Origin of the sequence: Saliphagus infecundisoli (assembly GCF_020177375.1) — an archaeon.
Lineage (GTDB): Archaea > Halobacteriota > Halobacteria > Halobacteriales > Natrialbaceae > Saliphagus > Saliphagus infecundisoli.
Genome location: NZ_JAIWHV010000041.1, coordinates 1 through 23,758 on the forward strand (window position 1 = coordinate 1; position 23,758 = coordinate 23,758).

The window sequence follows — 23,758 nt, forward strand, 5'->3', positions numbered from 1 at the left end:
TGCACGCCACTCAGCACATCTTGCTCACCGAATCACAGATTGTCACGTAGATTCGACAGAATTCGCCTCAGATTTCATCTGATTCTACCGCGATTCGTTTGTAGACGCTTTACATCCCAGAGGCGTGGAGTATCGGGCTCCGTATTCCAGGCTTGTGGCGACGAGGAGGACTGTACGATGTCGAAATTGGTCAGGAGAGTTGTTCGCCGACGGCCGTATCGAGACGGTCGAGAAACGCCGACTCGCGGCCCGCAGGGATCGTCGCACCGGCCGCGACGTCGTGACCGCCCCCGTCGCCGCCGACGGCCCGGGCGGCCTCGCCGATCGCAGTCGAGAGGTCGAGCCCCCGGGAGACGAGTCGGCCGGTCCCGCGAGTCGAGACCTTGATCTCACCCGCCTCGCCTTCCTTTTCCGCGAAGGCGACGATCGGGAGCGAGCGGCTGACCCCCTCCGATCCCATCGCCATCCCGGCGACGATGCCGACGATCGTCTCCCGGATCCGATCTTCGGCGTGGAACCACTGGACGTGCTCCTCGCGGGTGACCCCCTCCTCGGTGACCCACTCGATCCCCTCGGCGAGGTTCCGACGGTGTTCGCGGAGGAGCGTTCGGGCGCGATCCAGGGCGCCCTCCCGGTCGCCCAGACAGACCCCCAGACCGACGTCGGCCCTGGCGTAGCGGGCGGTGGCGTTCAACAGCGTCGAGAACTCGCTTGCGTCCCGGAGTTCGCTGCCGACGGGTTCGCCCGCGAGCACGTAGCTCGTCGCGACCAGCCCCTCGATCTTTTCGGCCGGAACGCCTTTCGAGACCGCCCGCCGGACGAGCCCGCTCGCGACCGACTGCTTCTCGTCGTCTGCGAGTTCCGACCAGCACCGCCAGGATCCCTCGGCGGTCCGGAGATCGACGTCGAGGCTCTCGAGAAAGCGCAGCGAGCCCCCGGCGTCGTTCGAGATCCCCGGGATCCGGACGTCCGTCGCGTACTCGAGGAGTTTCGGCAGCGGGCGGGTCTGTTTGCCGTAGAGCGCGAGGTCGGTGCTCGTCTCGACGGCGCCGACCTCGACCCCTTGCTTGACGATTTCGGCGTTCGCGCCCTCGAGCTCTCCACCCGATGCCTGCATGTCACCGACGGCGCCGACGACGGCCAGAGCCGCGAGGTCGCGGTTGTCCGCTTCCGAGCCGGCGACCGACTCCAGAGCCCGCGCGAGGACGTAGGTCGTCCCCGCCCCTGAGAGTTCGGCGGCGCCGTCGATCCCGACAAGCAGGGGATTCATGTGGTGATCTGGCTCGAAACCGGTCTCTGCGGGCCGGTGGTGATCGGCGATCACCGGCGTGAATTCGTCGGCGTGCTCTCCGATCGCCTCGAGCTGGCCGCTGCCGAAGTCCGTAAAGAGGACCGTCTCCTCCTCGCGGGCCGCGATGGCGGCGATCGCCTTGTCGTCGAGTTGTTTCTCGAAGACCGACTCGAAGGGGATCTCGGCGCGTTCCAGGGCCGTCGCGGCGATCCCGGCGCTCGTGAGCCCGTCGGCGTCGATGTGGGAAGCCAGCAGGACTCGGTCGGCCGCCGCGAGCCGTTCGGCACAGGCGAGCGCACGCTCCTCGAGTTCGGGGACCGGGACGGCCATCGGGCAGGAGTGGGCCGTCTTCGGGGATAAAGTTGCGGATCTACGGGGCGGCTTCCCGGACCCTCGCGGTCGCCGTGCCGATCCGGGCGGTCCCCCTGACCGCGCGTTTCGCCGAGGTCGCCGCCGCGTCCCAGCCGAGCTGGTAGACGTACTCGAGGGCGTCCGTCGTCCACCGGCTCGGGTGGGCGAGGACGGCGACCCGGTCTAACTCGCCGGCCTCGAGTTCGGCGATCAACTCGGGGGTCGTTTCGGGCTCGCCGGCCGCCCCCCAGCGCCGGTCGGTATCCGACCGGTAGGCGTACGTTCCGTGGAGGTCCATCGACCGGCAGGCGTCGCCCGCGAGGTCGTAGTCGGCGAAAGAGGGGCCGCGGTCCCAGAGATCTATGTTTGTGTATCTCGAGAGGTTGCCGTGGCCGGCGACCGTCCGGATCGTGGCGTGCTCGCGGAAGGAAGCGAGGGTCTCAGCGAACAGCGCGTGGGCGCGGTCGTGGTCGCCGCCGGCACGCACGAAGTCCTCGTAGTGGTAGCCGACCTCGTGGCCCAGCGACTCGACGCGGGCGAGTCGCTCGGGCGTGGCGGTGCCGGTGCGAAAGTAGTAGGTCGCGGAGATTCCGCGGTCGGCCTCCGCGCGGGCCAGCAGAAGGGCGTTTCGGGGCCGGCGGTCGACGTCGTGGCGGACGACGACGTGGGGGTCGTCGGGTTCGGATCCCGTCAGCACGTCTTCGATCGTCGCGAACGCGTAGCCCGCGTCGACGGCGGCGTCGAGGAGATCCTCGTAGAGCGCGAGGGTGTAGTCGGGGCGGATCATCGCGAACGGACCATCACCGCCGGGACAGTTATAATGCGACCGACCGCTTCATTCGGTGAAAAACGACGGTCCCGCGCGGGCGAGACTCGCCGGTCGCTGAGGCTCTCCGGTCGGTGACCGTCGTCATTCGTGGCGGGTCGGCGCCGCCCGCTCGACGACCGCACAGAGGAGTTGCTCGGCGTCGGCGTCCTCGGGAACCACCTCAATTCCGATCCCGTGGGTCTCGGCGGTCTCTCTGGTGGGTTCGCCGATCGCCCCGACGACCGCGTCCGCGAGCCCGTCGATCGCCTCCTCACGAACGCCGCGGTCGTCGGCCGCCTCGAGGAAGTGCTCGACGGTCAGCGAGGAGGTGAACGCGGCGGCGTCTACCTCCCCCGCGGCCGCCCGCTCGGCCGAGACGCCGCTCCCCTCGGGCCGAACGAGCCGGTAGAGGACGGTCTCGTGGACGTAGGCGCCCGCCGCTTCCAGTCCGTCGGTCAACACGGAGCTCCCGTGGTCGCTCCGGGCGACCTCGACGCGGGCCCCCGCGACCCCTTCCTCGAGGGCGGCGACCAGCCCCGACGAGGAGTAGTCGTCGGGAACGAGATCGACGTCGTATCCTTCGGCGCCCAACGCGTCCGCGGTCGCTGGACCGATCGCGACCACCGTCGAGGTTCCGGGATCCCAGCCTGCCCCCGCCGCGAGTTCGGCGCCGGTCTTGCTCGTGAGGATCACGTAGTCGGCGTCCTCGCGCGGCGCGGCGCCAGTGGGCTCGACGGCGAGCATCGGGTCGGCTATCGCGCGGGCTCCCAGCGAGTCGATCAGCTCCGCCGCCTCGGCGAGACGGCCGTCGTCGGGCCGGAAGACCGCGACCGAAAGATCCCTCACGGCTCGCCACCCGACTCGTTCGCGAGGAACTCGATCACTCGCTCGCGGGTGGCCGCGACCTCGCCGATCACGGTCACCGCGGGCGGCTCGATCCCCGCCTCGTCGCGGACGGAAACGATCGTTTCGAGGGTTCCGACGGCGACTCGCTGACCCCCTCTGGTCCCGCGCTCGATCAGCGCCACCGGCGTTTCGGGGGCGAGACCCGCCTCCCGGAGCGCCTCGGTGTAGTCGGGAAGCCGCCCGACACCCATCAGGACGACGATCGTTCCGCCCGTCGCCGCCAGCGCCTCCCAGTCGACCGCCGACTCCGCTTTCGTGGGGTCCTCGTGGCCGGTGACGACCGAGACCGAGGAGGCGGCCTCGCGGTGGGTGACGGGGATCCCCGCGACCGCGGGCGCGGCGACCGCCGAGGTGATCCCCGGGACGACCTCGAAGGGGATCTCGTGGGCCGCGAGATACTCCGCTTCCTCGCCGCCCCGCCCGAAGACGAACGGGTCGCCGCCCTTCAGCCGGACAACCTCCTTGCCTTCCCGGGCGAGTTCAACCATCCGCTCGTTGATCGCGGACTGTGGGGTCCGCTCGCCGCCCGCGCGTTTGCCGACGTCCTCGCGGCGTTCCTCGGGGATCGACTCGAGGATCTCGGGGCCCGGAAGCTTGTCGTGGAGGACGACGTCGGCTTCCTCGAGCAGCCGTTTGGCCTTCACGGTCAGCAGTTCGGGGTCGCCCGGACCGCTTCCCACGAGGTAGACGGTCCCCATCATTTCCCTTCGGGCTCGGGCTCGTCCTCGCGGCCGGCGGCCTCGATCAACTCGGCGGCCCCCCGGTCGGCGAGGTCGCGGGCGAACTCCCGGCTCGCTCCCGGATGGCTCTCGACGGGGAGGTCCCGGCTGGCCACGACCGACTCCTCGCCGTCGGAATCGAAGACCGCGACCGTCGTGTCGACGTACTCGCCCTGGACGAGCGCGTAGACGCCGATCGGGGCGATACAGCCGCCGCCGAGTTCCGCCAACAGGGTGCGCTCGACGGTTGTCTCGACCCGGCTCCGGGGATGGTCGATCGCGTCCTGGATCGCCTCCGCCAGCTCGCCGTCGCGGGCGGTCACCGCGAGCGCGCCTTGGCCCGGCGCGGGCGGAAACGAGGTCGGCGCCAGTCGAGAGAGCGCAACCCGGTCGTCGAGCCCGCTTCGCTCGATTCCAGCGGCCGCGAGAACGATCGCGTCGTACTCGATCTCGACCTCGCGCTCAAGGGCGCGGCGTTCGATCTCGGCTAACTCGTCGAACCACTCCTCCGGACGGCGGTCGTACTCCGGCTCGAACGATTCGTCTCCCGTGTTCCCTTTCCGCTCTTTCTCGGCTTCGACCCGCTTCTCGTGTTCGGCCTGGAGCGTCGGCGCGAGCAGTTTCTCGATCCGCGTATCGACGTTTCCCCGCAGCGGTTCGACCGCGAGGTCGGGGCGCCGGGAGAGCAGTTGGGCTCGCCGCCGCAGGCTCGAGGTGCCGACCGTCGCGCCCTCCGGAAGCTCCTCGATGGAGGTGCCCGACGGCGTGACGAGGACGTCGCCCGGCGACCCCCGTTCGGGGACCGCCGCGGTCACGAGTTCGTCGGGCTGATCGGTCGGCATGTCCTTCATTGAGTGGACGGCCCCGTCGACGTCGCCCTCCAGAACGCGCTCGTCGAGCTCGCGGACGAAGGCGCCGGTCTTTCCGAGCCGGTGGATCAACTCGTCTCTGATCTGGTCGCCGGTGGTCTCGACGGTGACGAGTTCGACCTCGTAGCGGTGGTTCTCCAGGGCCTCGGCGACCATGGCGGCCTGTCGCCGGGCTAAGTCCGACCCGCGCGTGGCGAGTCGGAGGCTCTCGGGTGTGCTCATACCGGACCTGGGCGCCTGGGGTATGAAAACCGCACGCTCCGCCCATCGCTCACCGAAAGCCGACCGTCCGCCGCCGGCGGTGGAGGTAGTACGCCGCGAGGAGGGGCTGGAGGACGGGGACGAAAAGCGAGAGGGAGGCCAGCCCGAGGTAGAGCCCCGGGTTGGGCTCCCAGCCGGCGTGCTGGAAGCTGACGTAGGCGGCGTCGCGGTGGATCGCGACCGGGAACGCGCCGACGGCGATCGCGCCCGCGATCCCGACGGCCCACCCGAACAGGTCCGGGATCGCCAGGACGAGCGCGACCGCCGCGAGGCCGGCGCCGACGAGCGTCGTCGCGAGCGAGAGCGCGACGAGGGGCCACCACTCTCGGCGGTCGGGCGGCGTCCCGAAGCCGACGTGGCGGCGCGCGAGGTAGACGGGAGCGACGGCGGGCGCCGCAAGCAGCGTCGCGGCGCCGTAGAGGAGCGGGCGGGGCTCCCAGCCGCCGACGTGGCGGACCTCCCGGGCGTCGATGAAGACGGCCGCTGCGAGCGCAAGCGAGAGCACGGTGTAGCCGAACGTTGCGACCAGGACCAGCCCCCGGGAGAGAAGCGGAACCCCCAACTCGGCGTCCCGGAGAACGCCGACGGCGCCGACTCCGAGCGTCGGCGGGAGGAGATAACAGAGCCGCTCGATCAGCCGGCCCCGGGAGTCCGGCCGGATCGACTCGGGGAGTCCTCGCATATCCCGACGTTCGGGCGAGGACGAACTACTTCTTTTCGTCCGCGCTCGAAGCGCCCACTCAGAGCGCCTCCTTGTACGCCTCCAGGGTCTCCTCGACGTCCGCTTCGGTGTGGCCGTAGCTGACGAACTGGCTCTCGAACTGGTTCTGGGAGAGGAAGATCCCCTGGTCTTCCATCTGTCCCCAGAAGATCCGTCGCCAGCGGTCGGTCTCGGCGGCTTTGACGTCGCCTGCGTTCTTCGGACAGAAGTCGTAGCGCGGACAGGTCGGCTCCTGGCGACAGCCCGCCGAACACTGCTCTTCGAGGGCGTCCCTGCCGGGGCCCTCGCGCGTGAAGATCAGCTTGAACATGGAGGCGGTTCCCGCCACGGTGTACTCGGGCGCCCGGTCGGCGACGATATCGGTCAGACCCGCTCGGAGGCGCTCGCCCAGGCCGTCGACGTGGTCGTAGACGTCGTTCTCGGCGGCGTATTGCAGGGTCTCGAGGCCGGCGGCCATCGTGACCGGGTGCCCCGAGAACGTGCCGGCCTGGAAGACGTCGCCGGCGGGCGCGAAGCCCTCAATGATCTCCGCGCGACCGCCGATCGCCCCGACCGGAAACCCGCCGCCGACGATCTTGCCGAAGGTTGTGAGGTCGGGGGTGACGCCGAACTCGCTTTGCGCACAGCCCAGTCCCCCCACCCGGAAGCCGGTGATGACCTCGTCGAAGACGAGGAGGGAGCCGTACTCCTCGGTGATCTCCCGGAGGAACTCGTGGTAGCCCTCCTCGGGGTGGACGATGCCGTAGTTCGCGAGGATCGGCTCGACGAGAACGCAGGCGATCTCGTCGCCGTGGGCCTCGAAGACCTCCCGGATCGCCGCCTCGTCGTTGAACGGGACCGGAAGGGTGTGTTCGGCAAAGGACTGGGGGATCCCCGCAGAGGAGGGCCGGGGTTGGGCGGCGTCGCCCTCCACGAGCGTCGACTCCTGGGCGCCGTGGTACCCCCCCTGCATGACGACGATCTTGTTCCGGCCCGTGTGTCCGCGTGCGAGGCGGACCGCCGACACCGTCGCTTCGGTCCCGCTGTTGACGAACCGGATCTTCTCGACGCTTGGGACATGACGGGCGACGAACTCCGCTAACTCGACTTCGACCTCGGTCGGGGTGCCATACATCGGGCCCTCGCTCGCCCGGCGCTGGATCGCCGCCCCCACTTCGTCGGGAAGGTCGTGGCCGAGCAGGAGGGGACCGAGTCCCATCACCCAGTCGACGTAGCGGTTGCCGTCGGCGTCTACCACGTGGCCGGCCTCGCCCTTCTCGACGAAAAACGGGTAGGGCTCGATCGCCGCGCGGACGGCGGAGTTGACCCCGCCCGGCATCACCGACAGCGCCCGATCGTACAGCGCGCGTGAGCGATCGTGGTTCATGCGAGGGGGTTGGCCGCGACCCCTCAAAGTAGTACCGAGAAGATCAGACCGCGTCGGTGCCGGTGTTTCCGGTCCGGACCTGGTAGGCGTCCTCGACGGGAAGGACGAAGATCTTCCCGTCGCCGGGCTCGCCGGTGTTTGCGGCCTCGCCGATGGCCTCGACGACGTCCGTCGCCGGAATGTCGCCGACGACGCACTCGACTTTGACCTTCTGGTGGAGGTCGACCGTGTACTCCTCGCCGCGCCACTGACCCTTCTTTGCGGGCTGGGAACCGCGTCCCGAGACGTTAGTGACAGTCAGCGAGGGTGCTCCGGTCTCGGCGAGGGCTTTCTTGACCGCGCCCAGCCGATCGGGACGGATGATCGCGGTGATCATCTTGAGGTCGCCGTCGTTGGGAAGGCCGCCGTCGGTGCGAAGCTCCGACGAGGACCGCGATTCGTCGCTCGGCTCACCGCCGTCGGTCCGGATCTCCGGGCCGCCGTCGGTGGCGACGTTGGGCTCGCCGAACTCGGGGTAGGTGTCGACGCCGTGTTCGGAGACGTCGAGGCCGTCCTGTTCGTGCTCGGGCGTGACTCGGGCCTGGCCGACCGCCTTGAACGCCCCCCAGATGAGGGCGGTCGTGACGATCGTCCAGACGGAGATGATGACCACGCCAGCGAGCTGAGCGAGGAACATCTCTCCTCTCGTCACTCCGGCCGCGTCGAGGTACTCCGGTGCGACGACGACCGGGAGCATCAGCGTCCCGAGGACCCCGGCCGAGCCGTGGACGGGGAAGACCGCACAGACGTCGTCGATCTTGAGGGTGTTCTCGACGAACCCGAAGACGATCGGGAGCTGTGCGCCGGCGAGGCCGCCGACCAGGAACGCGCCCCACCACGTCGAGGCGTGGGGGATCGCCGTGATCCCGACGAGGCCGGCGAGCAGACCGTTCGCGACGTACAGCGTGTCGACCTTGCCGGTCTTTACGAGTGCGACGGCCCCGGCGGCCATCGCACCACAGGCCATCGAGATCGTCGTCGTCAGCGCGACGCGGCCGAGCTGGTCGCCCACGAACGCGCCGTCGCTGAAGATCGCGGACGTGCCGACGTTGAAGCCGTACCAGCCGAAGGCCAAGACGAGCGTCCCGAGGACGGCAAAGGTCATCGAGTGACCGGGGATGACGTTCGCCGAGCCGTCGTCGTTGTACCGACCGATGCGCGGGCCGAGGATCCACGCCGCGGTCAGGCCGGCGATACCGCCCATCGCGTGGACGACCGTCCCGCCGGCGAAGTCGTCGAAGGGCGCACCGATGGCGGAGCCGACCGCCCCGTCGATGCCGAGCAGTCCGGCATCGTACCAGGCCATCCCCGAGACGACCGGGTAGATGACCGCGGCCAGCAGGAAGGTGTACGCGACGTACGCCCGGAGCTTCGCCCGGCCGGCGACGGCCCCCGAGACGATGGTCGCCGCGGTCATCGCGAAGACCGCGCCGTAGAGCCAGTCGATCCAGCCGGTGCCGGAACTCCCGAAGGCGGGGGAGAATCCGGCCCCCCCGACGAAGCTATCCACGCCGGCCCCGATCAGGAAAAAGACCGTCACGCCGACCGACCAGGTCAGCAGGTTCTTCGTCAGCTGGTTCGCCACGTTCTTCGAGCGCACCTGACCGGCCTCGAGCATCGCGAAGCCCGCGTGCATGAAGAAGATCAAGAACGTGACGACCAGGATCCACGTGTAGTTGATTGCCTCCACCATCATCTCCGCGTCGGTCTGCAGCGGCGTCAGTTCCAACATCTCTCTACCCTCCCACTGCGGCTATCTTTCAGTATACGAACGTCCATGTCCGATTGGTTTTCGCTCATGATCGTGCTCCAATTCACGGTTGTGAGCCAGCATTCTATTCTATATAAGAATTGGTGTTGACGAATGGCCAAATATATCGCTATACTCCCGTATTCGTTCCTAATATAAGGTTACCTAATACTCTCGAAGGACGGTGATCGTACACGGAAGATCCGCCCATCGGTTATATATTGGACGATCATCGACCCCGGGAGGCGAAAGGGGCGGTAAATTCCGCGCTCGATCGGGAGAAACGGGACGTTCGTGACTCGCGCGCGGCAAGTACTGCCGGGCGCGCGTGTCAGTCTTGGGAGTGGTTGACGTTCGTCCGCCGGGGCCTCAGAGCGATCGGGCGACGTCCTCGGCGAAGTAGGTGAGGATCAGGTCCGCGCCCGCGCGTTTGATCGAGAGCAGCGACTCGCGGGCGACCGCCTCGAGCTCGAGCCATCCCCGGTCGGCAGCCGCATGGAGCATCGCGTACTCCCCGGAGACGTTGTAGGCGGCGATCGGGTGGTCGAACTCCCGGCGGAGGTCGCTCACGATATCGAGGTAGGGGAGTGCGGGTTTGACCATCAGGACGTCGGCGCCCTGCTCGACGTCCAGGGCGACTTCCCGGCGGGCCTCGCGGGCGTTCGCCGGGTCCATCTGGTAGTGTCTCCGGTCGCCGAAGGCGGGCGCGCCGTCGGCGGCGTCGCGGAACGGTCCATAGAAGGCGCTCTCGTACTTCGCGGCGTAGCTCATGATCGGCACCTCCCGGTAGCCCGCTCCGTCGAGCCCCTCTCGAATCGCGCCGACCATCCCGTCGATCATCCCGCTGGGGGCGATCATGTCAGCGCCCGCCCGGGCCTGGGAGGCCGCGATCCGCTGTAAGGCCTCGAGAGTCGCATCGTTGTCCACCGTCATCGTCGAGTCGGCCATGCCCGGATCGGCCGCCTCCGCCAGTTCCTCCTCTAAGGGGCCGCAGTGGCCGTGGTCTGTGTACTCACAGAGACAGGCGTCCGTAATCACGTAGGCGTCGGTCTCTCCCATGATCCGTCGGGTGGCCTCCTGGACGACGCCGTCGGCGGCCCACGCGCGAGAACCCTCGGGGTCCTTCGACTCGGGGATGCCGAAGAGCATGACGGCCTCGACGCCGGTCGCGAGGACCTCCTCGACGCGAGGGACGGCCTCCGCTATGGGGACCCGCTCGTGGCCCGGCATCGACTCGATCGGGACCCGTTCGTCGGTCGTTGCGTCGACGAAGACCGGCGCGATGAGATCCGCGGGCTCGAGGGAGGTCTCGCTGACCAGTCCCCGGATTCGATCCCGCCGGAGCCGGCGGGGGCGGTGGGTGAGGTCCATGTCTCCGGGTTCGTCGGAGCGGGGAAAAGCGCCTCGCCTCGATAGCGGGCTACTCGACGAGATCCGCGATCAGACGGCGCTCGCCCTTCCGGAGGTGTTCGCCGACCGTGCTCGGAGCGAGCCCGAGTTCGGCGGCGATCGCCTCCTGGCTCGCACGCCGCGGGCGCTCGTAGTAGCCCAGTTCGTAGGCCGCCGTCAGGACCTCGCGCTGGCGGTCGGTCAGCGACGACCCTCGGTGGAGTCGGCCGCCCCGGTAGGTGCCGACCTCAAGGACGGTCGCCGACAGCCTCTCCGGAAGTCCCTCAAAGGCGTCCGAGAGCTCGGAGGGGGGCCCGACGACCGTCAACTCGACGCCCTCGGCCCGGAACGTCGCAGGCAGGAGGACGACCAGGCTCCCCCGGGTGAGCCGCTCGCGCAGCTGGCCGACCGCGGGCGGGGCCCGGAACCGGACGTAGGCGTACACCGATCCCGCCTCGGCGCCCGCGACTGCCCACTCGATGACGTCGGGATCGTCGGTCAGCACCGACCGGACCGCCGCCTCTCCGCCGGCGATCGACAGCGAGTACGTCGGCGTGTCGGTGTCCTCGACGCCGCCGGCGAGCAAGTGGACGGTCTCGACGCCCTCTTTCGCTGCCAGCGACGTCACCGGCGTCGATTCGGCCCCCGTGACGCGGATCCGGGCGTACTTCATCGGGATCGGGTCCGGGCGGCCAATATATAAATACCCGGTCCCAACCGGCAGTACACCCACCGACAGCGCGTCCGAACAGGGAGTATGAGCGAGACGATCCCCACGGTCGGCAGGCTTCCTGTCGTCGGCAGCGCCCTCGAGGTCGGCAGCGATCCCTTCGACTTCCTAGAGGGTGCGGCCGCCGAATACGGTCCAGTGTTCCGGGTATCGATCCCCGGGTTGTCGTTCGTCTGTTATGCTGACGCCAAGTTGGTCGAGCGTGCGCTCGTGACCGAACGCGACCGATACCGCAAGGACGACCGCGAGCGCGACCTGCTGGGGGGGTTCCTCGGCGAGGGTGCCCTCACCGCTCGTGGCGAGCGCTGGGAGCGGGGCCGTCGGCAGGTTCAGCCCGCGTTCACCCCCGGTCGGATCGCGGCCTACGCCGAGGAGATGGTCGGCCAGACCGAGCGGGTCGTCGGGGAATGGGCCGACTGCGAGGTGATCGACGTCCACGAGGAGGCGACCCGGCTGACGCTCTCGATCGTCGCCTCGACGATGTTTGGCCTCGACTCTCTCGAGGAGGCCGGGACGATCGCCGAGCGCGTCGACGCAATCACCGACCGGTTCGCGCCCTCCAGACTCCCCGTCGAAATACCGCTGTGGGCCCCAACGCCCGCGAACCGCCGTTACCGGCGGGCCGCCGGCGATCTGGAGGAGATCGTAGACCGGCTGATCGACCGGCGAGAACCCGGCGACGAGGATCTCTGTGCGACGCTGCTTTCGGCGATGGAGGCGGGCGAGATCACAGAAAGCGAGGTCCGCGACCAGCTGCTGACCGTCCTGCTGGCGGGCCACGAGACGACCGCCGTCGCGCTGACCTACACGCTGGCCTCGCTTGCGACCCACCCCGCCGAGTACGACCGGGTCGCGAGGGAGGTCCGGTCGGCGGGGGAGCTCTCGGCGAGGACCGACCTCCCCCGGACCGACGCGGCCATCCGCGAGGCGCTGCGGCTCTACCCGCCGTCGTACCTGCTCTTCCGCCAGACCGAGCGGTCGGACACCGTCGCCGGCTACCGGATCCCCCCGGACACCCGGGTCGTCTGCCCCCAGTGGGCGATCCACCGCGACCCCCGCTACTACGACGCGCCGACCGCGTTCCGGCCGGGGCGCTGGTCGAAGGATCGAGAGCGCCCCGACTTCGCCTACTTCCCCTTCGGCGGCGGGAAGCGGGCCTGTATCGGTCGCCGGTTCGCGCTCCTCGAGCTCCGGCTCGCGGTCGCGTCGATCCTCCGGTCGGTGGACCTCGAGGCGACCCCCGACACCGAGCCCTCGCCGACGCCGGCGCTGACCTGCCGGCCCGACGGACCCGTCCCGTTGCGTGTTCGGCGATAGCTCGACGCCGACTACGCCGCGTCCCGATCGATCGCCTCGACGAGCAACTCGGCGACGTCGACGATTTCGACGTCTTCCTCGAAGCCGCCCGTCTTGCGGCCGTCCTCGAACATCGTCGTACACATCGGGCAGGCGACGACGAACTTCTCGACCCCGCTGGCCGTGTCCTCGATCGCCTCCCGAAGTCGTTCCTCACTCGGCTTCGGGTCGTCGTCAAACTCCATCCAGAGACCCCCACCACCGCCGCCACAGCAAAAGGAGTTCGCGCGGTTCCGGGGCATCTCGACGAGCTCGCAGCCCGTCGCCCGGATCAGTTCTCGTGGCGCCTCGTACTCGTCGTTGTATCGCCCGAGGTGACAGGGATCGTGGTAGGTGACGGTGTAGTCGAGTTCGTCCCCCGCGAGGTCGAGCCGGCCCTCGCTGACGAGGTCCTCGACGGCCTGGGTCCAGTGGAGTACCTCGATCTCTCCGTCCCGGTTCCACTGTTCGTCGTAGTCGAAGGGCATCATCGGGTCGTCGGCCCAGGTCGCGAAGTCGACCTCGGTGTACTCGTTTTCGAACGTGTTGTAGCTGTGGGGGTCGGTACAGACGAGCGTCTCGAACTCGCAGGCCTCGAAGGACTCGACGTGGTGGCCCGCGAGCTCGAGAAAGAGGAACTCCTCGCCCAGCCGGCGGACGTCGTTGCCGTCGTACTTCTCCTCCTCGAAGAGGATTCCAACGGAGACGTCGGCGGCGTCAAAGATGCGGGCGAGCGAGCGGGCGACCTTCCTGTTCCGGTCGTCGTAGCTCGGGTAGTCCCCGACGTACCAGAGGTACTCGACCTCCTGTTCGCGGGCGTCCGTCAGGTCGAACTCCAGGGAATCGGCCCAGTCGGCCCGAGACCGCTGGGAGTTGCCGAACGTGTTTCCGTCCTGCATCACGTTCTGGAAGACGTCCTGGACCCCCGGATCGATGTCGCCCTGGTCTACGAGTTGACGGTTGAGCCGGGTAAAGGAGTTCAGGTGGTCGATCTCGACGGGACAGGAGTCGACGCAGGCCAGACACGACAGGCAGGACTCCATCGTCTCGGCGTCGATCACCGAGGAGCCCCCGTCGGCGACGATCGGCTGCTCCCCCCCGTCGTCGGCCCGCTGCTCGCGATAGCCCTTCAGATCGAGGATGACGTCCCGCGGGTCGAGGGGGCGGCCGGCGGCCTTCGCGGGACAGACCGACGAACACCGGCCACACTTCGTGCAGGCGTCCTGATCGAGCAGCTCCGACCAGGTGAAGTCGTCGATGGACTCGGCGCTGGTCGCCTCCAGATCCGCCGGGATCCCGGGCAGTCGGGCGCCCGAGTGCTCGTCGCGGACGACCACGTTCGCAAAGGACGACAGCATGTGGAAGGGCTTCGCGTAGGGGATCCAGGCGACGAAGGCGAGCGCGAGAAGCGAGTGCGACCACCACGCCCACCAGTGCAGCGAGTCCGCGAGGTCGGGGGTGACGCCGGCGGCCTCGAAGGCGAGCGCCGTCCCCCAGCCCACGAAGCTCACGACCTCGAAGGGAGGGTAGCCAGTCGCCAGGATCCGGAGACCCTCGAGGACGAAGCCGCCGACGCCCAGCGCGAAGAGCACCCAGACGAAGAGGGTGTCCTCCCGGGAGGTGTGCCGGCCCCAGAGCCGGTCTTTCCGGACCCAGTAGCGCCGGTAGAGGGCCATCCCGATCCCGACGACGAACAGCAGCCCCATCGCGTCGACGACGAACTGGTAGCCCAGGTAGAAGTCGCCGACCCAGAAGGAGTTCCGTCCGAGGAGGAGCTGCCAGACCTCGAGGTCGACGGCGAGGATCGTCGTCGCGATCAGCAGCGTCAGAAAGCCCCACATGATGAAGGCGTGCATCAGCCCGCCGTAGAGATCCCGGTTGAACTGGCTCTCGTTCGAGAGCGCGATCCGTGCGGCCTCGACGGTCCGCTCGCCGAGGTCGTCGAGCCGGGGGATCGGATCCTCGACACCCTCGGCATACCGGGCAAAGCGAGCGTAGACGCCGTAGGCGAGGACGACGACTGCGACAGCCGCCAGATAGTAAAAGAGCAGCTCCTCGACGCCGCTGATCCCCCGGAACGTCTCGCGAGTCGGGGAACCGGCCGCGGCCGCAAGAATTGCCATGGTCGTTCACCGACAACGACGGCCTTAACTCTTGTCACCTTCCGGGAGGGTTCGGATCGCCGTGATCGTCTCCGAACGCGACTCACTCCCACCCGACGAGGGCCGACAACAGCCTTAAATAGCCGCCACTCGCCAGTCACTGTCCATGGATGAGAAGACCGAGGAGCTCCGGGACATCTTCACGGAGGTCACCGAGGGGGAGGAGACCGTCACCGAGTCCCAGGAAGAGGGCCGCGGCTCGCTCGACCGCGACGAGCGAAGCGTCGACGAGCGCCTCGAGGAAATTGTCGCGGAGATGCGCGAGCGCTACGGGTTCGAGAGCGATCTGGGGGACGACGAACTCCTCTCGGTCGTCGAGGAGTTCTACGAGGGGAGCGACGACGAGGAGATCGCCGACGTCGTCGGCCGCGATCCCGAGGCGGTCTTTGCCGCCCGGATGGACCTCCACCTCGTCACCGAGGCCGACGGCGAGGGCGTCGACCTCCCTACGGTCCGGGAGATCGAGGACGACGACCGCCTCGCCGCGGAGTTCGATCTCGATCCCGAGGCGGTCCGCCGGTATCGCCGCGTCGCGGCGGCCAGAGACGAGTCCCTGGCGGCAAACGACCGCTACCGCGAGGAGTTCGACAGCCTGCTGGCCGACGCCGACCTCCGGGCACGGCTCGCCGAGGACGTCCGCGAGGACGGATTGGAGGACGCGACCGAGGGGATGGAGACGGACGTCTCCTTCTAGCCCCGTCTACGGCCGGGACTCGTCGGCCCGTTCGCGGTCGGCCGCGTCCAGAAAGACGACGGCGGCGCCGAGCAGGGCGACGTTTTTCAGGAAGTTGATCCTGTTCGCCTGCCGTTCGCTTCCCTCGAGCCGCCAGAAGTCGTGGATCGCGGGCGTCGTCCCCAGGAAGAAGACGACGAGGGCGCCCGCCGACGCCCGCGGGAACCTCCAGAGGACGATCCCGCAGTTGGCGACGAAGAGCATCCCCGTGACGAAGGGAACGAGGAGATCGGGCATCGGGACGCCCTTCTCCGCCGCGATCGCGACGCGTTTCTCGTTGTCCCGGAAGCCATCCAGGGCCATGTATGCCAATATCCCGCCGTACAGCGCCCGGCCGAGCGCGGAGGGCGGGTCGCTGTATCGGCCATCGGTCATTCGACCACCCCGATCCGGCTGACGTTGGCGCCGACGCGTCCGACCGTCTCGTACTCCCCATTACGCCGGCGCATGATCCGACCGGAGACGTCGTCGCGCTGGTCGGGGACGTCGAAGAGGCCGGAGCCACAGAGCACGCTCCCGTCGTAAACGGTCCAGGTCTCGATCACCTCGTGGGGCTCGCCGGGGAAGGAAACCCGCTCCCAGTCCCGGCCGAAGTTCGTCGATTCGAACAGCGCGACCTCGTGGGAGTCGTCGACCCACGCCGGAGGCGCCTCCTCGCCGCCACAGAACAAGAGGGTTCCGTCGTGGACGAACACCCGGCGGACATAGGAGTAGTCGTTCCCACGGTCGATGCGCTGCCAAGACCCGCCGGCGTCGGTCGTCCGCCAGAGCCCGCCCTCGCCCACCGCGTGGCCCAGCCCGAGGTTCTCGAGGTCGAGGTCGAGATAGCCGGTCGTCGCGAGCCAGACGTCCTCCGAGATCGGACGCACCTGGTGGACGTCGTCGACGATCGCGTCCCGGCCGTCGCGCCAGGTCCGTCCGCCGTCCCTGCTGACGTGGATCCCGCCAGCCTCCACGCCGGCGATCAGGTGGTCGGGCCGGCCGGGGACGGTCTCGAGGGCGCGAAGCCGGGCGTAGTGGGGATCGATCGGCGACTCCCAGTGGCCCCGGGAGGGGAGTTCTCGAAAGCCCTTCAGCTCCGACCAGGTCTCGCCGTCGTCGGTCGAACGATAGAGGTAGGGGTCGTTCGTGCCGGCGTACAGCGCCTCGCGGGTGGCGAGGATCGACCAGACCTCGCTCTCGCCGGCGTGCCAGAACCGATCGCCAAGCGGGACCTCCAGGTCCGCCCACGTCTCGCCGCCGTCGGTCGAGCGGTAGGCGCCGGTTTCGCTCGCGACGAACGTTCCTTCGGTATGCTCCCAGGACCGGACCGCCGTCACGACCCCGCAGTCGAGGGCTTCCTCGACCTCGTCGCGCTCGAATGGCACCTCGTCGACCCGGTGGAGGCCGTCGTCCGTCCCGATCAACAGTGACATACAGGTGTGTGACCGGGGCGCATAATAAGGTTTACCGCGCTGTAAAACACACCGTCGCGACGAGACCACGGACGGGCGATCCGACGGCCACGCCGCCGCCGGACGCCGATCCGTTCGAACACCGACTCCACCATGACCCCATCACAGCCGACGAGGCGCCCGACGGACGCAGCGTACGGAGACCGCGAGACGGAGTATCCCACCGAACTCCTGAACCTCCCCTGGATCGACGTCCACAACCACGCCCACACCCTCTCCTGGGACGACCGCGAGCGCTACGCCCTCGCGGGCTGTCGAGCGATGGTGATGGTCGCCTCGGGCTACCACTGGACCCCCTACAAGCCAGTCCGGGCCGCGGACGTCCGGTACCTCTGGGACGACGCGATCAATCGCCGCCCGGCGATCGAACGCGACCACTTCGTCGAGGCCAAACTCGGCCTGGGGATCCACACCGGCGTCCGGATCGAGAACCCCGACGAGTTGCTCGGGGCAATGGGGGACTATCTCGAACTCGAGGAGGTCGTCGCCGTTGGCGAAACCGGCGTCACGCCCAGCCAGCACGTCAGCCGCTGGGAACTCGACGAACAGCGCGCCGTCGTGGAGGCCCAGATGGAACTCGCGGCCGACCACGACCTCCCGGTCATCCTGCACACGCCCAACCAGTCGCGCGATTCCGGGCGGTCGTACCGCCCCGAACTGGGGACTCCCGGCTACGAGAAGAACCCGGGACTGGGCCAGGACCCCGTGATCGACGGCGAGAACCCGGCGCTGGAGGCGGTGAAGATCGACGTCGAGGCCGCCCGGGACGCGGGTTTGGCAGAGGAGCGGGTGGTCGCCTCCCACGCCGATCTCGATAACACCGCATACCTGATGGAGGAGACCGACTGCTATCTGAGCTACACGATCGGCCACTCGTGGCTGATCGGCGTCGACGCCGAGGACGTCGCCGACGCCATCGAGGCGTACGGCCCCGACCGGATCATGGTCGACACCGACTGTGCGAACGTGCTCCGGACGGACCCCTTTGCGCTGAAGCGGGCGATCCTCGAGCTCTATCGCTACGGGATCGATCCCGAGGCGATCCGGACGGTAGTGCTCGAAAACCCCCGCCAGGTCTTCGGTATCGGGGGATGACACGGACTGCCGTCCGTCGGTGTCGGGGACCCACGGCCTCGGAGTAGCCCCGGGAGGGAGGTCGGACCCGTGCGACCGGAAACGAGGTCAGTCCGCTCGCCACCGGGACCCCGACCGGCGCCTCCCGGCGCGTCGATCCTCGAGCGGGGGCCGCCACGCAGAAAGGGACTCGCAAGGAAGACGGCCCTCTCGGCTACGTACGAGGCGGAGATCGGGAGAAAGCGGTCCGTCTAGCTATCCGTCAGAACCAGGGTTCCGCTCTCGGTCACCTCACCGGCGGTGATCGTCCACTCGTTGTCGCCCAGCGAGAGGTCGCCACACGGGACGGTGTGGAAACTCGCGTAACAGTCGCCGGGAGCGATCTCGACGGTCATCGAGTCGCTGACGTCGCCGGCCTCCAGAGAGACCGTGATCTCGGCGGCGTCCTCGCCGTGATTCCAGATCCTGACGTCGACGCTCGCGGTCTCCCCGCGGGCGATCGAGTCGGGAGCCGACACCGAGAGCTCGAGGGGTGGGCCGTCCTCCTGGTCGTTCTCTCCGGTGTCCTCATCGTCTTCAATCTCGTCATCGTCGTCGTCGTCGGTGTCGTCCTGATCGTCAGCTGGGTTGTCACCGTCGTCGGGATTGTACTCGGTCGAGTGCATGACGTCGACCGACACCTCGTAGGAGCCATCCTCCTCACACCCGATCGCGAATTCTGCGTCGGTGTCGTCTCCGGGCTCGAGGACGACCGTCCCACTGGTGACTGTGTCGATGTGATCGTCGTCCGCGTCGTAGGTCGAGGCGGCGTACCTGACCTTTAGCTCTCGATCCTCAGACGTGTTTATCACGCCCACGTCGAGCCGGCAGGCACGCTCTCCGATGGACTGGCTGGGGAAGTCGTGAGTCACGTCGACGTGCTCGGTATCCTCATAACCGATCACTTCGGCCTCGCCCGGGATTTCATGCTCTTCAGGTTCATCTCCTTGCTCGTCGTCCTCGGAGCCCCCGTCATCTCCCGACTCCTCCTCGGGTCGCAGGGCGAGCAACTCGCCGTTTCGGCTCACGTAGACGGTGTCGCCGTCGGCGTCGGCCAGCTCCACGCCGTCGGTCCCCTCGAAGACGTATCGCCACTGCTCCTCGCCGCTCGCGACGTCGAGGGCCACCACGCGGTCCTCGTTGTCCTCCTCGTCGGGCATGTCGGCCGGTCGCGGCACGTGGGTCGTGACGGCCGTTCCGCCGACGACCGCGGGGAGGTCGTGTTCGGTTCCGAGGCCGGTGCCGAGCTCCCAGGCGCGTTCCGCGGTGTCCGAGAGGTCGAACGCGACGAGGCCGCCGTTTCTCGTCGTGGTGAAGTAGGTGTCGCCGACGATGGTGTGGGCGACCGACTGGGGGACGTCGGTCCGTGTTTCGGTCGCGACCTCGATGAGAAACGCCGTATCGTGGGCTGGATAGCTCGCAACGTGGCCCGATCCTGCCGTCAGGAGGTCCGCCGGCTGATTCTGGGCGATCGTGGTCGCCGTCTCGCCGGTCGTCGGGTCGAAGCCGACGATCAGGTGCTCGTCCGAATCGGCGGCGTAGACGGCATCCTCGCCGACGTCGCCGAGGACGAGTTCCGCTGCGGCGCGCTCGCCGTCGTCGGTCTCGACCGTGGCGCTCTCGCGGCTCCACTGGACCGAGCCGTCCGCGCCGGAGAGCGCGTAGACGTTGCCCTCCGAGGAAGCGTAGACCATCCCGTGACCGACCGCCATCTCCTGGCTGGCGATCTCGCCCTCCCAGCGGACCTCGCCGCTCTCGGCGTCGAGGGCCTGCACCGGATCGCCCGCGACGAAGACGGAGCCCTCCGCGACCGCGAGGGTCCGCTCCGCGCCGATATCGCCGGTCTCCCATACCAGGGAGCCGTCCTCTGCGTCTATCGCGACGACGCCGCCGTCGGCCAGGGTGTAGATCCGGCCACCGGCTGCGACGGTCGCGTCGACGTCGTGGGAGCCGTCGTACCGCCAGGCGACCCCGGTCGGCTCCTCGAGCGCGTTGTCGTCGCCGCCCTCACCGTGTTCGTCCGCAGCCGCCGGGAGCGAACCGAACAGCCCGCCGGCCGCAAGCGTCGTTCCCGTTGCCAGTAGTGTACGTCGATCGACACTGAAGGGTAGGCGATGAGTTACGATCCCACTGACGTGTTCGCCCTCCTCGACGACGAGCACGCGCGGTCGATCCTCGCGGCCGTAAGCGAAGGTCCGATGACGGCAAAGGAACTCAGCGAGAGATGTGACTCTTCCCTGTCGACGGTGTACCGCCGGACGGAGAAACTCGAGCGGTGTGACCTCATAGAGACCCGCAGGGAGTACGACGAACAGGGGGATCACAGGCGGATCTTCACGGCGCGATTGCAGCGGCTGAGCATCGAACTCGATGACGGCAGCTACGATCTCACGCTCTCTACGAGGACGGGGTCTCGCGAGTTCACCGACCCCTGGAACGACTGAGAAGCCGTTTCGCCCATGGATTCGTCGAAGAGACCCGTCCTCCGCCGGGAGAGCCCGCGTCACCGACCCCGCAACGTAAGTGATCGGTCCCGGCTACCATCACACCGGAAACAGGTATGGTGGACGTGGCCGTGGTCTTCATCGGGGTGGTCCTGCTCGGATTCGCCGGCATCGTGGGTCGGATGGGGCGGCGTCAACACGCCCGGCAGTCGCTCGTCTGAGCCGGGGTCGGAAACCGGTCTCGACGGTTGAGACGGGACCAAACGGATGGAGCGCGAGTGAGAATTCGTTTCCGTCCGAAACACTCACACGCGACCGACCGTCGTGAGCAACGAAAAAACGGATACCGGCTCGACTGCAAGCCGACAGCGGGTAGAGACTCGTGGATGACTCAGGATCCGATCGGGTCGCGGTCATGGAACAGATACCGACGCGAGACGTTCTCGATTCGTTGATCGAGGACGGGCTCCACGAGATCAATCGCGAGAGATCCGGGCTGTTGCTCTCGGGCTTTTCGGCGGGCCTCGATATTGGGTTCGGCCCGCTTCTGATGGCGGTCGTCCTGACCCTCTCGGAGGGATCGTTCGGCGACCTCACGACCGAGTTGGTGGTGGCGAGCATGTATGCGGTCGGCTTCATGTTCGTGATCCTGGGCCGGTCGGAACTGTTCACAGAACACACCACCCTGGCCGTGGTCCCGGTCCTCGACCGGAAGGCGTCGCTCGGCGAGTTGACCCGTCTCTGGGGGTTGGTGTATCTCGGAAACATCGGCGGCGGCCTCGTGTTCACCCTCCTCGCCGTGGTCTTGATGCCCGGACTCGGCGTCGTCTCGCCGGAGGCGTTCGAAACGATCGCGTTGAAACTCGTCACGCACGACTTACACTGGCTGTTCGTCGCCGGCGTCTTCGCGGGATGGCTGATGGGGCTGCTGGCGTGGCTGATCACGGCCGCACAGGGGACGCTGGCCCGGGTGGTGCTCATCTGGATCGTGACCGCTACGATCGGACTCCTCCACCTCCCTCACTCCATCGCGGGCAACGTCGAGGTGCTGTTCGGGGTGTTCATCTCCCCGGAGATCACGGTGCTCCAGTATCTCGCCTTTCTCGCCCTGTCGACGGCCGGAAACGCGTGTGGCGGCGCAGTGTTCGTCGGCCTGCTCAAATACGGTCACGTCGTTCGCGGGGCGAATTGAGACTCTCTCGCGCCTACAGAAACGGGAATCCACGATGTGCATAGTCAGGTCGCGCGTTTCCTCGGTTCACAAGTACGCTTTCGCGTGGAGCGTCGGTGATCGCCACCGGTTGTGACCAACTGTATGCTGTTCGGCGCGTATAGCCTGTCATTGGGACCGTCCTCCCTGTCGACTACAGGCGTCAACGACGACGAGCCCTTCTCCCGAGGACGCCCCGGGGAGGGCCTCAGTAAAAACGGTCGTCGCTCGTCGAGTCGCCGATCCGGAACCGGGTCTCGATCGGATAGCTCTCGTAGCGCGCGAGCGCGACGTGGAGCGCGACTGCTACGGCAAGCAGCCCGAAGTTCCAGACCGGGGAGTCGTAGTAGATGACGTCGACGATCACCGGTTGGTTATAGATCGGCCAGAACGGGGTCAGCGGCGCCGCAATGTCGGGCGCCGAGAGGATGTCCGCGAACAGGTGGCTGAAACCGCCGACGAGCATCCCCAGCGTCGCGAACGCGAACGTCGTATCGCGGGTGATCGTCGTGCTTCTGATCCAGCGGTTCTCGTTGAATCGAACGGTGAGCCATCGGGAGGCGACCGCGCCACTGAGGACGCTTACGGCCCCGACGAACACGATCGTATGGGTCACCCCGTGGTGGGTAATCGGAAGCACCTGCCGGAGCACCAGATCGAGGTCGGGGAGCATCGCAGTCACCAGCGCAAACGCCGTGAACCCGAGGGCACCGCGCCGGCCCCAGAGGAGCCACGCCGGCGTCGCAAACAACAGCGCCATCGCAAAATGTCCGCTCACGTCGACCATCACGGTGGACGACTATAGGGACGATGATAGCCCTTGTGGCTCGGCCCCTGGGTTGTGGCCGGGTCGCGTACAGCGAACGGAGAGCGACACGACCAGCGGCTCGTTCGACGTGGAGCGTACCCGATCCTCGAGATCCCCGGACGACCCCCGGTCACCGGTCGTCAGCGCCCGCCGGCGACAAGTTTATTACCATTGGAAACCACAGCTTCGATGTCGACCCCTCCGTTGGTCGACGCCACCGTTGCCAACTCACGTCACCCGCCCCCGATATGCTCACGCAGGGGGCGGTGATTCCGTCTCCGACCGGTTCTCGCCGAGCACCCGCCGTCGACGCCGGACCGACGGGTCACCGGTCGCGCCGTAATATCGAAGTGGAGCCGGCGAGAACGGAAAACGATTCCGTCACTGCTCGAGCGCTTACTGGGGACCGAGACGCCCGACGAACAGGTCGACTTCGAAGCCCGGCAAAACACGGCGGACGAGACGCTCGGCGATCTCCTCGCCCCCGGGGACTCCGGGGTCGAGGACTGTGGCGTGACCGGCGTCGCGGTCGTCAACGAGGGGCCCGATGGCGAGCCGGTCGTCGTCCCCATCGTTCGCTTCTCGCTGGGCGAGGACGTCGAGACCCCGGACATGGACCTCGTCTGGGAGCTCGTCGGCACCGCGATCGATGCCGTCCAGGAACCGTTCGACGACGTGTTCGTCCGCCACTACGACGTCCAGTTCACGTTCGACGGCGACTAGCTGTTCGAGGCCGAGACGTGTCGGCGGGTCGCACTGACCGACCGGCTCGTCGACCAGTACGCGACCGATCCCGGCTTCACCCTCGCCGACCTCCGGGAGGCCGTCGAGGCGGCCGACGACATCGACGACGAGATCGCGCCCGTCGCCTGGGGCGAGTGTACGGACTACCTTTCAACAGCGAGAGAGTCCCGCCGTTCACGGCCGTCCTCAGAACGCACTCGTTCTGATGGGCATCGCAAACCTTCGGTTTGCTCAAGGGCGTGAATCGCGTAAGCTCCGGTAAGAAACCGCCGAGTTACTGCTGATCTTGAGTCTCCAACGCTTCAAGACCGGCTTCTAACACTTCTACATAAGCTTCTGACAAGTCCACATCATTCGCTTCTGCGTAGTCTTTGAGCCGTCCGTGCAAGCCGTGCGAAATGTCGATTGCTGGCCTCATTGGTATTTCCCTGTGGCGTTTCGACTATTTAAAACCGGCGTGAGCCGGTAGTGACGGCCTGATGTCTGTGATTTCCACGTCATCAGATAGGCCGTCATCGGGTGAAACGGATGCCAACAACATCAATTCTGTCGAAA

20 protein-coding genes and 1 pseudogene are annotated in these 23,758 nt (G+C 67.7%); 6 read left to right on the forward strand and 15 right to left on the reverse strand.

Annotation, left to right across the window (positions count from 1 at the left end):
• Positions 1 to 190: 190 nt before the first annotated feature.
• From recJ to LCF40_RS21350, 10 genes are all read right to left on the reverse strand, one after another.
• Positions 191 to 1,621, reverse strand: coding sequence for a RecJ family nuclease (gene recJ, locus LCF40_RS21305; protein ID WP_224830154.1), 1,431 nt, complete (start codon positions 1,619 to 1,621; stop codon positions 191 to 193).
• Between the two features lie 40 nt (positions 1,622 to 1,661).
• Positions 1,662 to 2,429: a hypothetical protein gene (locus LCF40_RS21310; protein ID WP_224830155.1), complete on the reverse strand. Its 768-nt coding sequence runs from the start codon at positions 2,427 to 2,429 to the stop codon at positions 1,662 to 1,664.
• A gap of 123 nt (positions 2,430 to 2,552) precedes the next feature.
• Entirely contained in the window at positions 2,553 to 3,296 is a 744-nt protein-coding gene (locus LCF40_RS21315; RefSeq protein ID WP_224830156.1) for a uroporphyrinogen-III synthase, read from the reverse strand.
• On the reverse strand, positions 3,293 to 4,057 hold the full coding sequence (gene cobA, locus LCF40_RS21320; RefSeq protein ID WP_224830157.1) for a uroporphyrinogen-III C-methyltransferase: 765 nt from the start codon (positions 4,055 to 4,057) through the stop codon (positions 3,293 to 3,295). The genes LCF40_RS21315 and cobA overlap by 4 nt, the downstream gene beginning before the upstream one ends.
• Positions 4,054 to 5,166, reverse strand: a complete 1,113-nt coding sequence (gene hemC / locus LCF40_RS21325; RefSeq protein ID WP_224830158.1) for a hydroxymethylbilane synthase — start codon at positions 5,164 to 5,166, stop codon at positions 4,054 to 4,056. The genes cobA and hemC overlap by 4 nt, the downstream gene beginning before the upstream one ends.
• Before the next feature lie 49 nt (positions 5,167 to 5,215).
• A complete protein-coding gene (locus LCF40_RS21330) occupies positions 5,216 to 5,887 on the reverse strand; it encodes a hypothetical protein (RefSeq protein ID WP_224830159.1) in 672 nt (223 codons plus the stop codon).
• A gap of 58 nt (positions 5,888 to 5,945) precedes the next feature.
• Positions 5,946 to 7,292, reverse strand: a complete 1,347-nt coding sequence (gene hemL, locus LCF40_RS21335) for a glutamate-1-semialdehyde 2,1-aminomutase (RefSeq protein WP_224830160.1) — start codon at positions 7,290 to 7,292, stop codon at positions 5,946 to 5,948.
• A gap of 43 nt (positions 7,293 to 7,335) precedes the next feature.
• Positions 7,336 to 9,060: an ammonium transporter gene (locus LCF40_RS21340; RefSeq protein WP_224830169.1), complete on the reverse strand. Its 1,725-nt coding sequence runs from the start codon at positions 9,058 to 9,060 to the stop codon at positions 7,336 to 7,338.
• 390 nt (positions 9,061 to 9,450) lie between these two features.
• On the reverse strand, positions 9,451 to 10,452 hold the full coding sequence (hemB, locus tag LCF40_RS21345) for a porphobilinogen synthase (protein WP_224830161.1): 1,002 nt from the start codon (positions 10,450 to 10,452) through the stop codon (positions 9,451 to 9,453).
• Between the two features lie 49 nt (positions 10,453 to 10,501).
• A complete protein-coding gene (locus LCF40_RS21350; RefSeq protein ID WP_114577109.1) occupies positions 10,502 to 11,143 on the reverse strand; it encodes a helix-turn-helix domain-containing protein in 642 nt (213 codons plus the stop codon).
• 84 nt (positions 11,144 to 11,227) lie between these two features.
• Between LCF40_RS21350 and LCF40_RS21355 the strand changes: the two genes are divergently transcribed.
• On the forward strand, positions 11,228 to 12,517 hold the full coding sequence (locus tag LCF40_RS21355; protein WP_224830162.1) for a cytochrome P450: 1,290 nt from the start codon (positions 11,228 to 11,230) through the stop codon (positions 12,515 to 12,517).
• An 11-nt stretch (positions 12,518 to 12,528) separates the two neighbouring features.
• On the opposite strand, the gene LCF40_RS21360 is transcribed toward LCF40_RS21355, so the two are convergent.
• Positions 12,529 to 14,658: a (Fe-S)-binding protein gene (locus tag LCF40_RS21360; RefSeq protein ID WP_224830163.1), complete on the reverse strand. Its 2,130-nt coding sequence runs from the start codon at positions 14,656 to 14,658 to the stop codon at positions 12,529 to 12,531.
• Between the two features lie 145 nt (positions 14,659 to 14,803).
• Between LCF40_RS21360 and LCF40_RS21365 the strand changes: the two genes are divergently transcribed.
• Positions 14,804 to 15,391 carry a conditioned medium-induced protein 4 gene (locus tag LCF40_RS21365; protein ID WP_114577112.1) on the forward strand — a complete coding sequence of 196 codons (588 nt, stop codon included), beginning with the start codon at positions 14,804 to 14,806 and terminating at the stop codon, positions 15,389 to 15,391.
• A gap of 6 nt (positions 15,392 to 15,397) precedes the next feature.
• Here the strand turns inward: LCF40_RS21365 and LCF40_RS21370 are convergent, their stop codons facing one another.
• Both LCF40_RS21370 and LCF40_RS21375 read right to left on the reverse strand, forming a co-directional pair.
• A complete protein-coding gene (locus LCF40_RS21370; RefSeq protein WP_224830164.1) occupies positions 15,398 to 15,805 on the reverse strand; it encodes a DoxX family protein in 408 nt (135 codons plus the stop codon).
• Positions 15,802 to 16,845, reverse strand: coding sequence for a WD40/YVTN/BNR-like repeat-containing protein (locus LCF40_RS21375; RefSeq protein WP_114577114.1), 1,044 nt, complete (start codon positions 16,843 to 16,845; stop codon positions 15,802 to 15,804). The genes LCF40_RS21370 and LCF40_RS21375 overlap by 4 nt, the downstream gene beginning before the upstream one ends.
• 132 nt (positions 16,846 to 16,977) lie before the next feature.
• Between LCF40_RS21375 and LCF40_RS21380 the strand changes: the two genes are divergently transcribed.
• On the forward strand, positions 16,978 to 17,979 hold the full coding sequence (locus tag LCF40_RS21380) for a TatD family hydrolase (protein ID WP_224830165.1): 1,002 nt from the start codon (positions 16,978 to 16,980) through the stop codon (positions 17,977 to 17,979).
• 230 nt (positions 17,980 to 18,209) lie between these two features.
• Here LCF40_RS21380 and LCF40_RS21385 read toward each other — a convergent pair whose 3' ends face one another.
• Positions 18,210 to 20,159, reverse strand: a complete 1,950-nt coding sequence (locus LCF40_RS21385; RefSeq protein WP_224830166.1) for an outer membrane protein assembly factor BamB family protein — start codon at positions 20,157 to 20,159, stop codon at positions 18,210 to 18,212.
• On the opposite strand from LCF40_RS21385, the gene LCF40_RS21390 reads away from it, so the two are divergent.
• Complete coding sequence (locus LCF40_RS21390; protein ID WP_224830167.1) at positions 20,112 to 20,441, forward strand: ArsR/SmtB family transcription factor; 330 nt, start codon at positions 20,112 to 20,114, stop codon at positions 20,439 to 20,441. The two genes, LCF40_RS21385 and LCF40_RS21390, sit on opposite strands and share 48 nt — an antisense overlap.
• Before the next feature lie 415 nt (positions 20,442 to 20,856).
• Positions 20,857 to 21,633 (forward strand): formate/nitrite transporter family protein, encoded by a 777-nt coding sequence (locus LCF40_RS21395; protein WP_114577117.1) that lies wholly within the window; start codon positions 20,857 to 20,859, stop codon positions 21,631 to 21,633.
• Between the two features lie 226 nt (positions 21,634 to 21,859).
• Here the strand turns inward: LCF40_RS21395 and LCF40_RS21400 are convergent, their stop codons facing one another.
• Positions 21,860 to 22,438: a metal-dependent hydrolase gene (locus tag LCF40_RS21400; protein WP_114577118.1), complete on the reverse strand. Its 579-nt coding sequence runs from the start codon at positions 22,436 to 22,438 to the stop codon at positions 21,860 to 21,862.
• A 396-nt stretch (positions 22,439 to 22,834) separates the two neighbouring features.
• Between LCF40_RS21400 and LCF40_RS23615 the strand changes: the two are divergent.
• A pseudogene (locus LCF40_RS23615) lies at positions 22,835 to 23,359 on the forward strand (hypothetical protein); the annotation flags it as partial.
• Positions 23,360 to 23,758 lie beyond the last annotated feature (399 nt).

Excerpts from the sequence above, each read along its gene's own strand:
- hemC (WP_224830158.1), bottom strand. The coding sequence starts at position 5,166 with ATGAGCACACCCGAGAGCCTCCGACTCGCCACGCGCGGGTCGGACTTA.
- hemL (WP_224830160.1), bottom strand. The coding sequence starts at position 7,292 with ATGAACCACGATCGCTCACGCGCGCTGTACGATCGGGCGCTGTCGGTG.
- LCF40_RS21395 (WP_114577117.1), top strand. The coding sequence starts at position 20,857 with ATGGAACAGATACCGACGCGAGACGTTCTCGATTCGTTGATCGAGGAC.
- hemB (WP_224830161.1), bottom strand. The coding sequence starts at position 10,452 with ATGGACCTCACCCACCGCCCCCGCCGGCTCCGGCGGGATCGAATCCGG.
- recJ (WP_224830154.1), bottom strand. The coding sequence starts at position 1,621 with ATGGCCGTCCCGGTCCCCGAACTCGAGGAGCGTGCGCTCGCCTGTGCC.
- LCF40_RS21350 (WP_114577109.1), bottom strand. The coding sequence starts at position 11,143 with ATGAAGTACGCCCGGATCCGCGTCACGGGGGCCGAATCGACGCCGGTG.
- LCF40_RS21380 (WP_224830165.1), top strand. The coding sequence starts at position 16,978 with ATGACCCCATCACAGCCGACGAGGCGCCCGACGGACGCAGCGTACGGA.
- LCF40_RS21375 (WP_114577114.1), bottom strand. The coding sequence starts at position 16,845 with ATGTCACTGTTGATCGGGACGGACGACGGCCTCCACCGGGTCGACGAG.
- LCF40_RS21355 (WP_224830162.1), top strand. The coding sequence starts at position 11,228 with ATGAGCGAGACGATCCCCACGGTCGGCAGGCTTCCTGTCGTCGGCAGC.
- LCF40_RS21330 (WP_224830159.1), bottom strand. The coding sequence starts at position 5,887 with ATGCGAGGACTCCCCGAGTCGATCCGGCCGGACTCCCGGGGCCGGCTG.
- LCF40_RS21365 (WP_114577112.1), top strand. The coding sequence starts at position 14,804 with ATGGATGAGAAGACCGAGGAGCTCCGGGACATCTTCACGGAGGTCACC.
- LCF40_RS21360 (WP_224830163.1), bottom strand. The coding sequence starts at position 14,658 with ATGGCAATTCTTGCGGCCGCGGCCGGTTCCCCGACTCGCGAGACGTTC.
- LCF40_RS21390 (WP_224830167.1), top strand. The coding sequence starts at position 20,112 with ATGAGTTACGATCCCACTGACGTGTTCGCCCTCCTCGACGACGAGCAC.
- cobA (WP_224830157.1), bottom strand. The coding sequence starts at position 4,057 with ATGATGGGGACCGTCTACCTCGTGGGAAGCGGTCCGGGCGACCCCGAA.
- LCF40_RS21310 (WP_224830155.1), bottom strand. The coding sequence starts at position 2,429 with ATGATCCGCCCCGACTACACCCTCGCGCTCTACGAGGATCTCCTCGAC.
- LCF40_RS21370 (WP_224830164.1), bottom strand. The coding sequence starts at position 15,805 with ATGACCGATGGCCGATACAGCGACCCGCCCTCCGCGCTCGGCCGGGCG.
- LCF40_RS21400 (WP_114577118.1), bottom strand. The coding sequence starts at position 22,438 with ATGGTCGACGTGAGCGGACATTTTGCGATGGCGCTGTTGTTTGCGACG.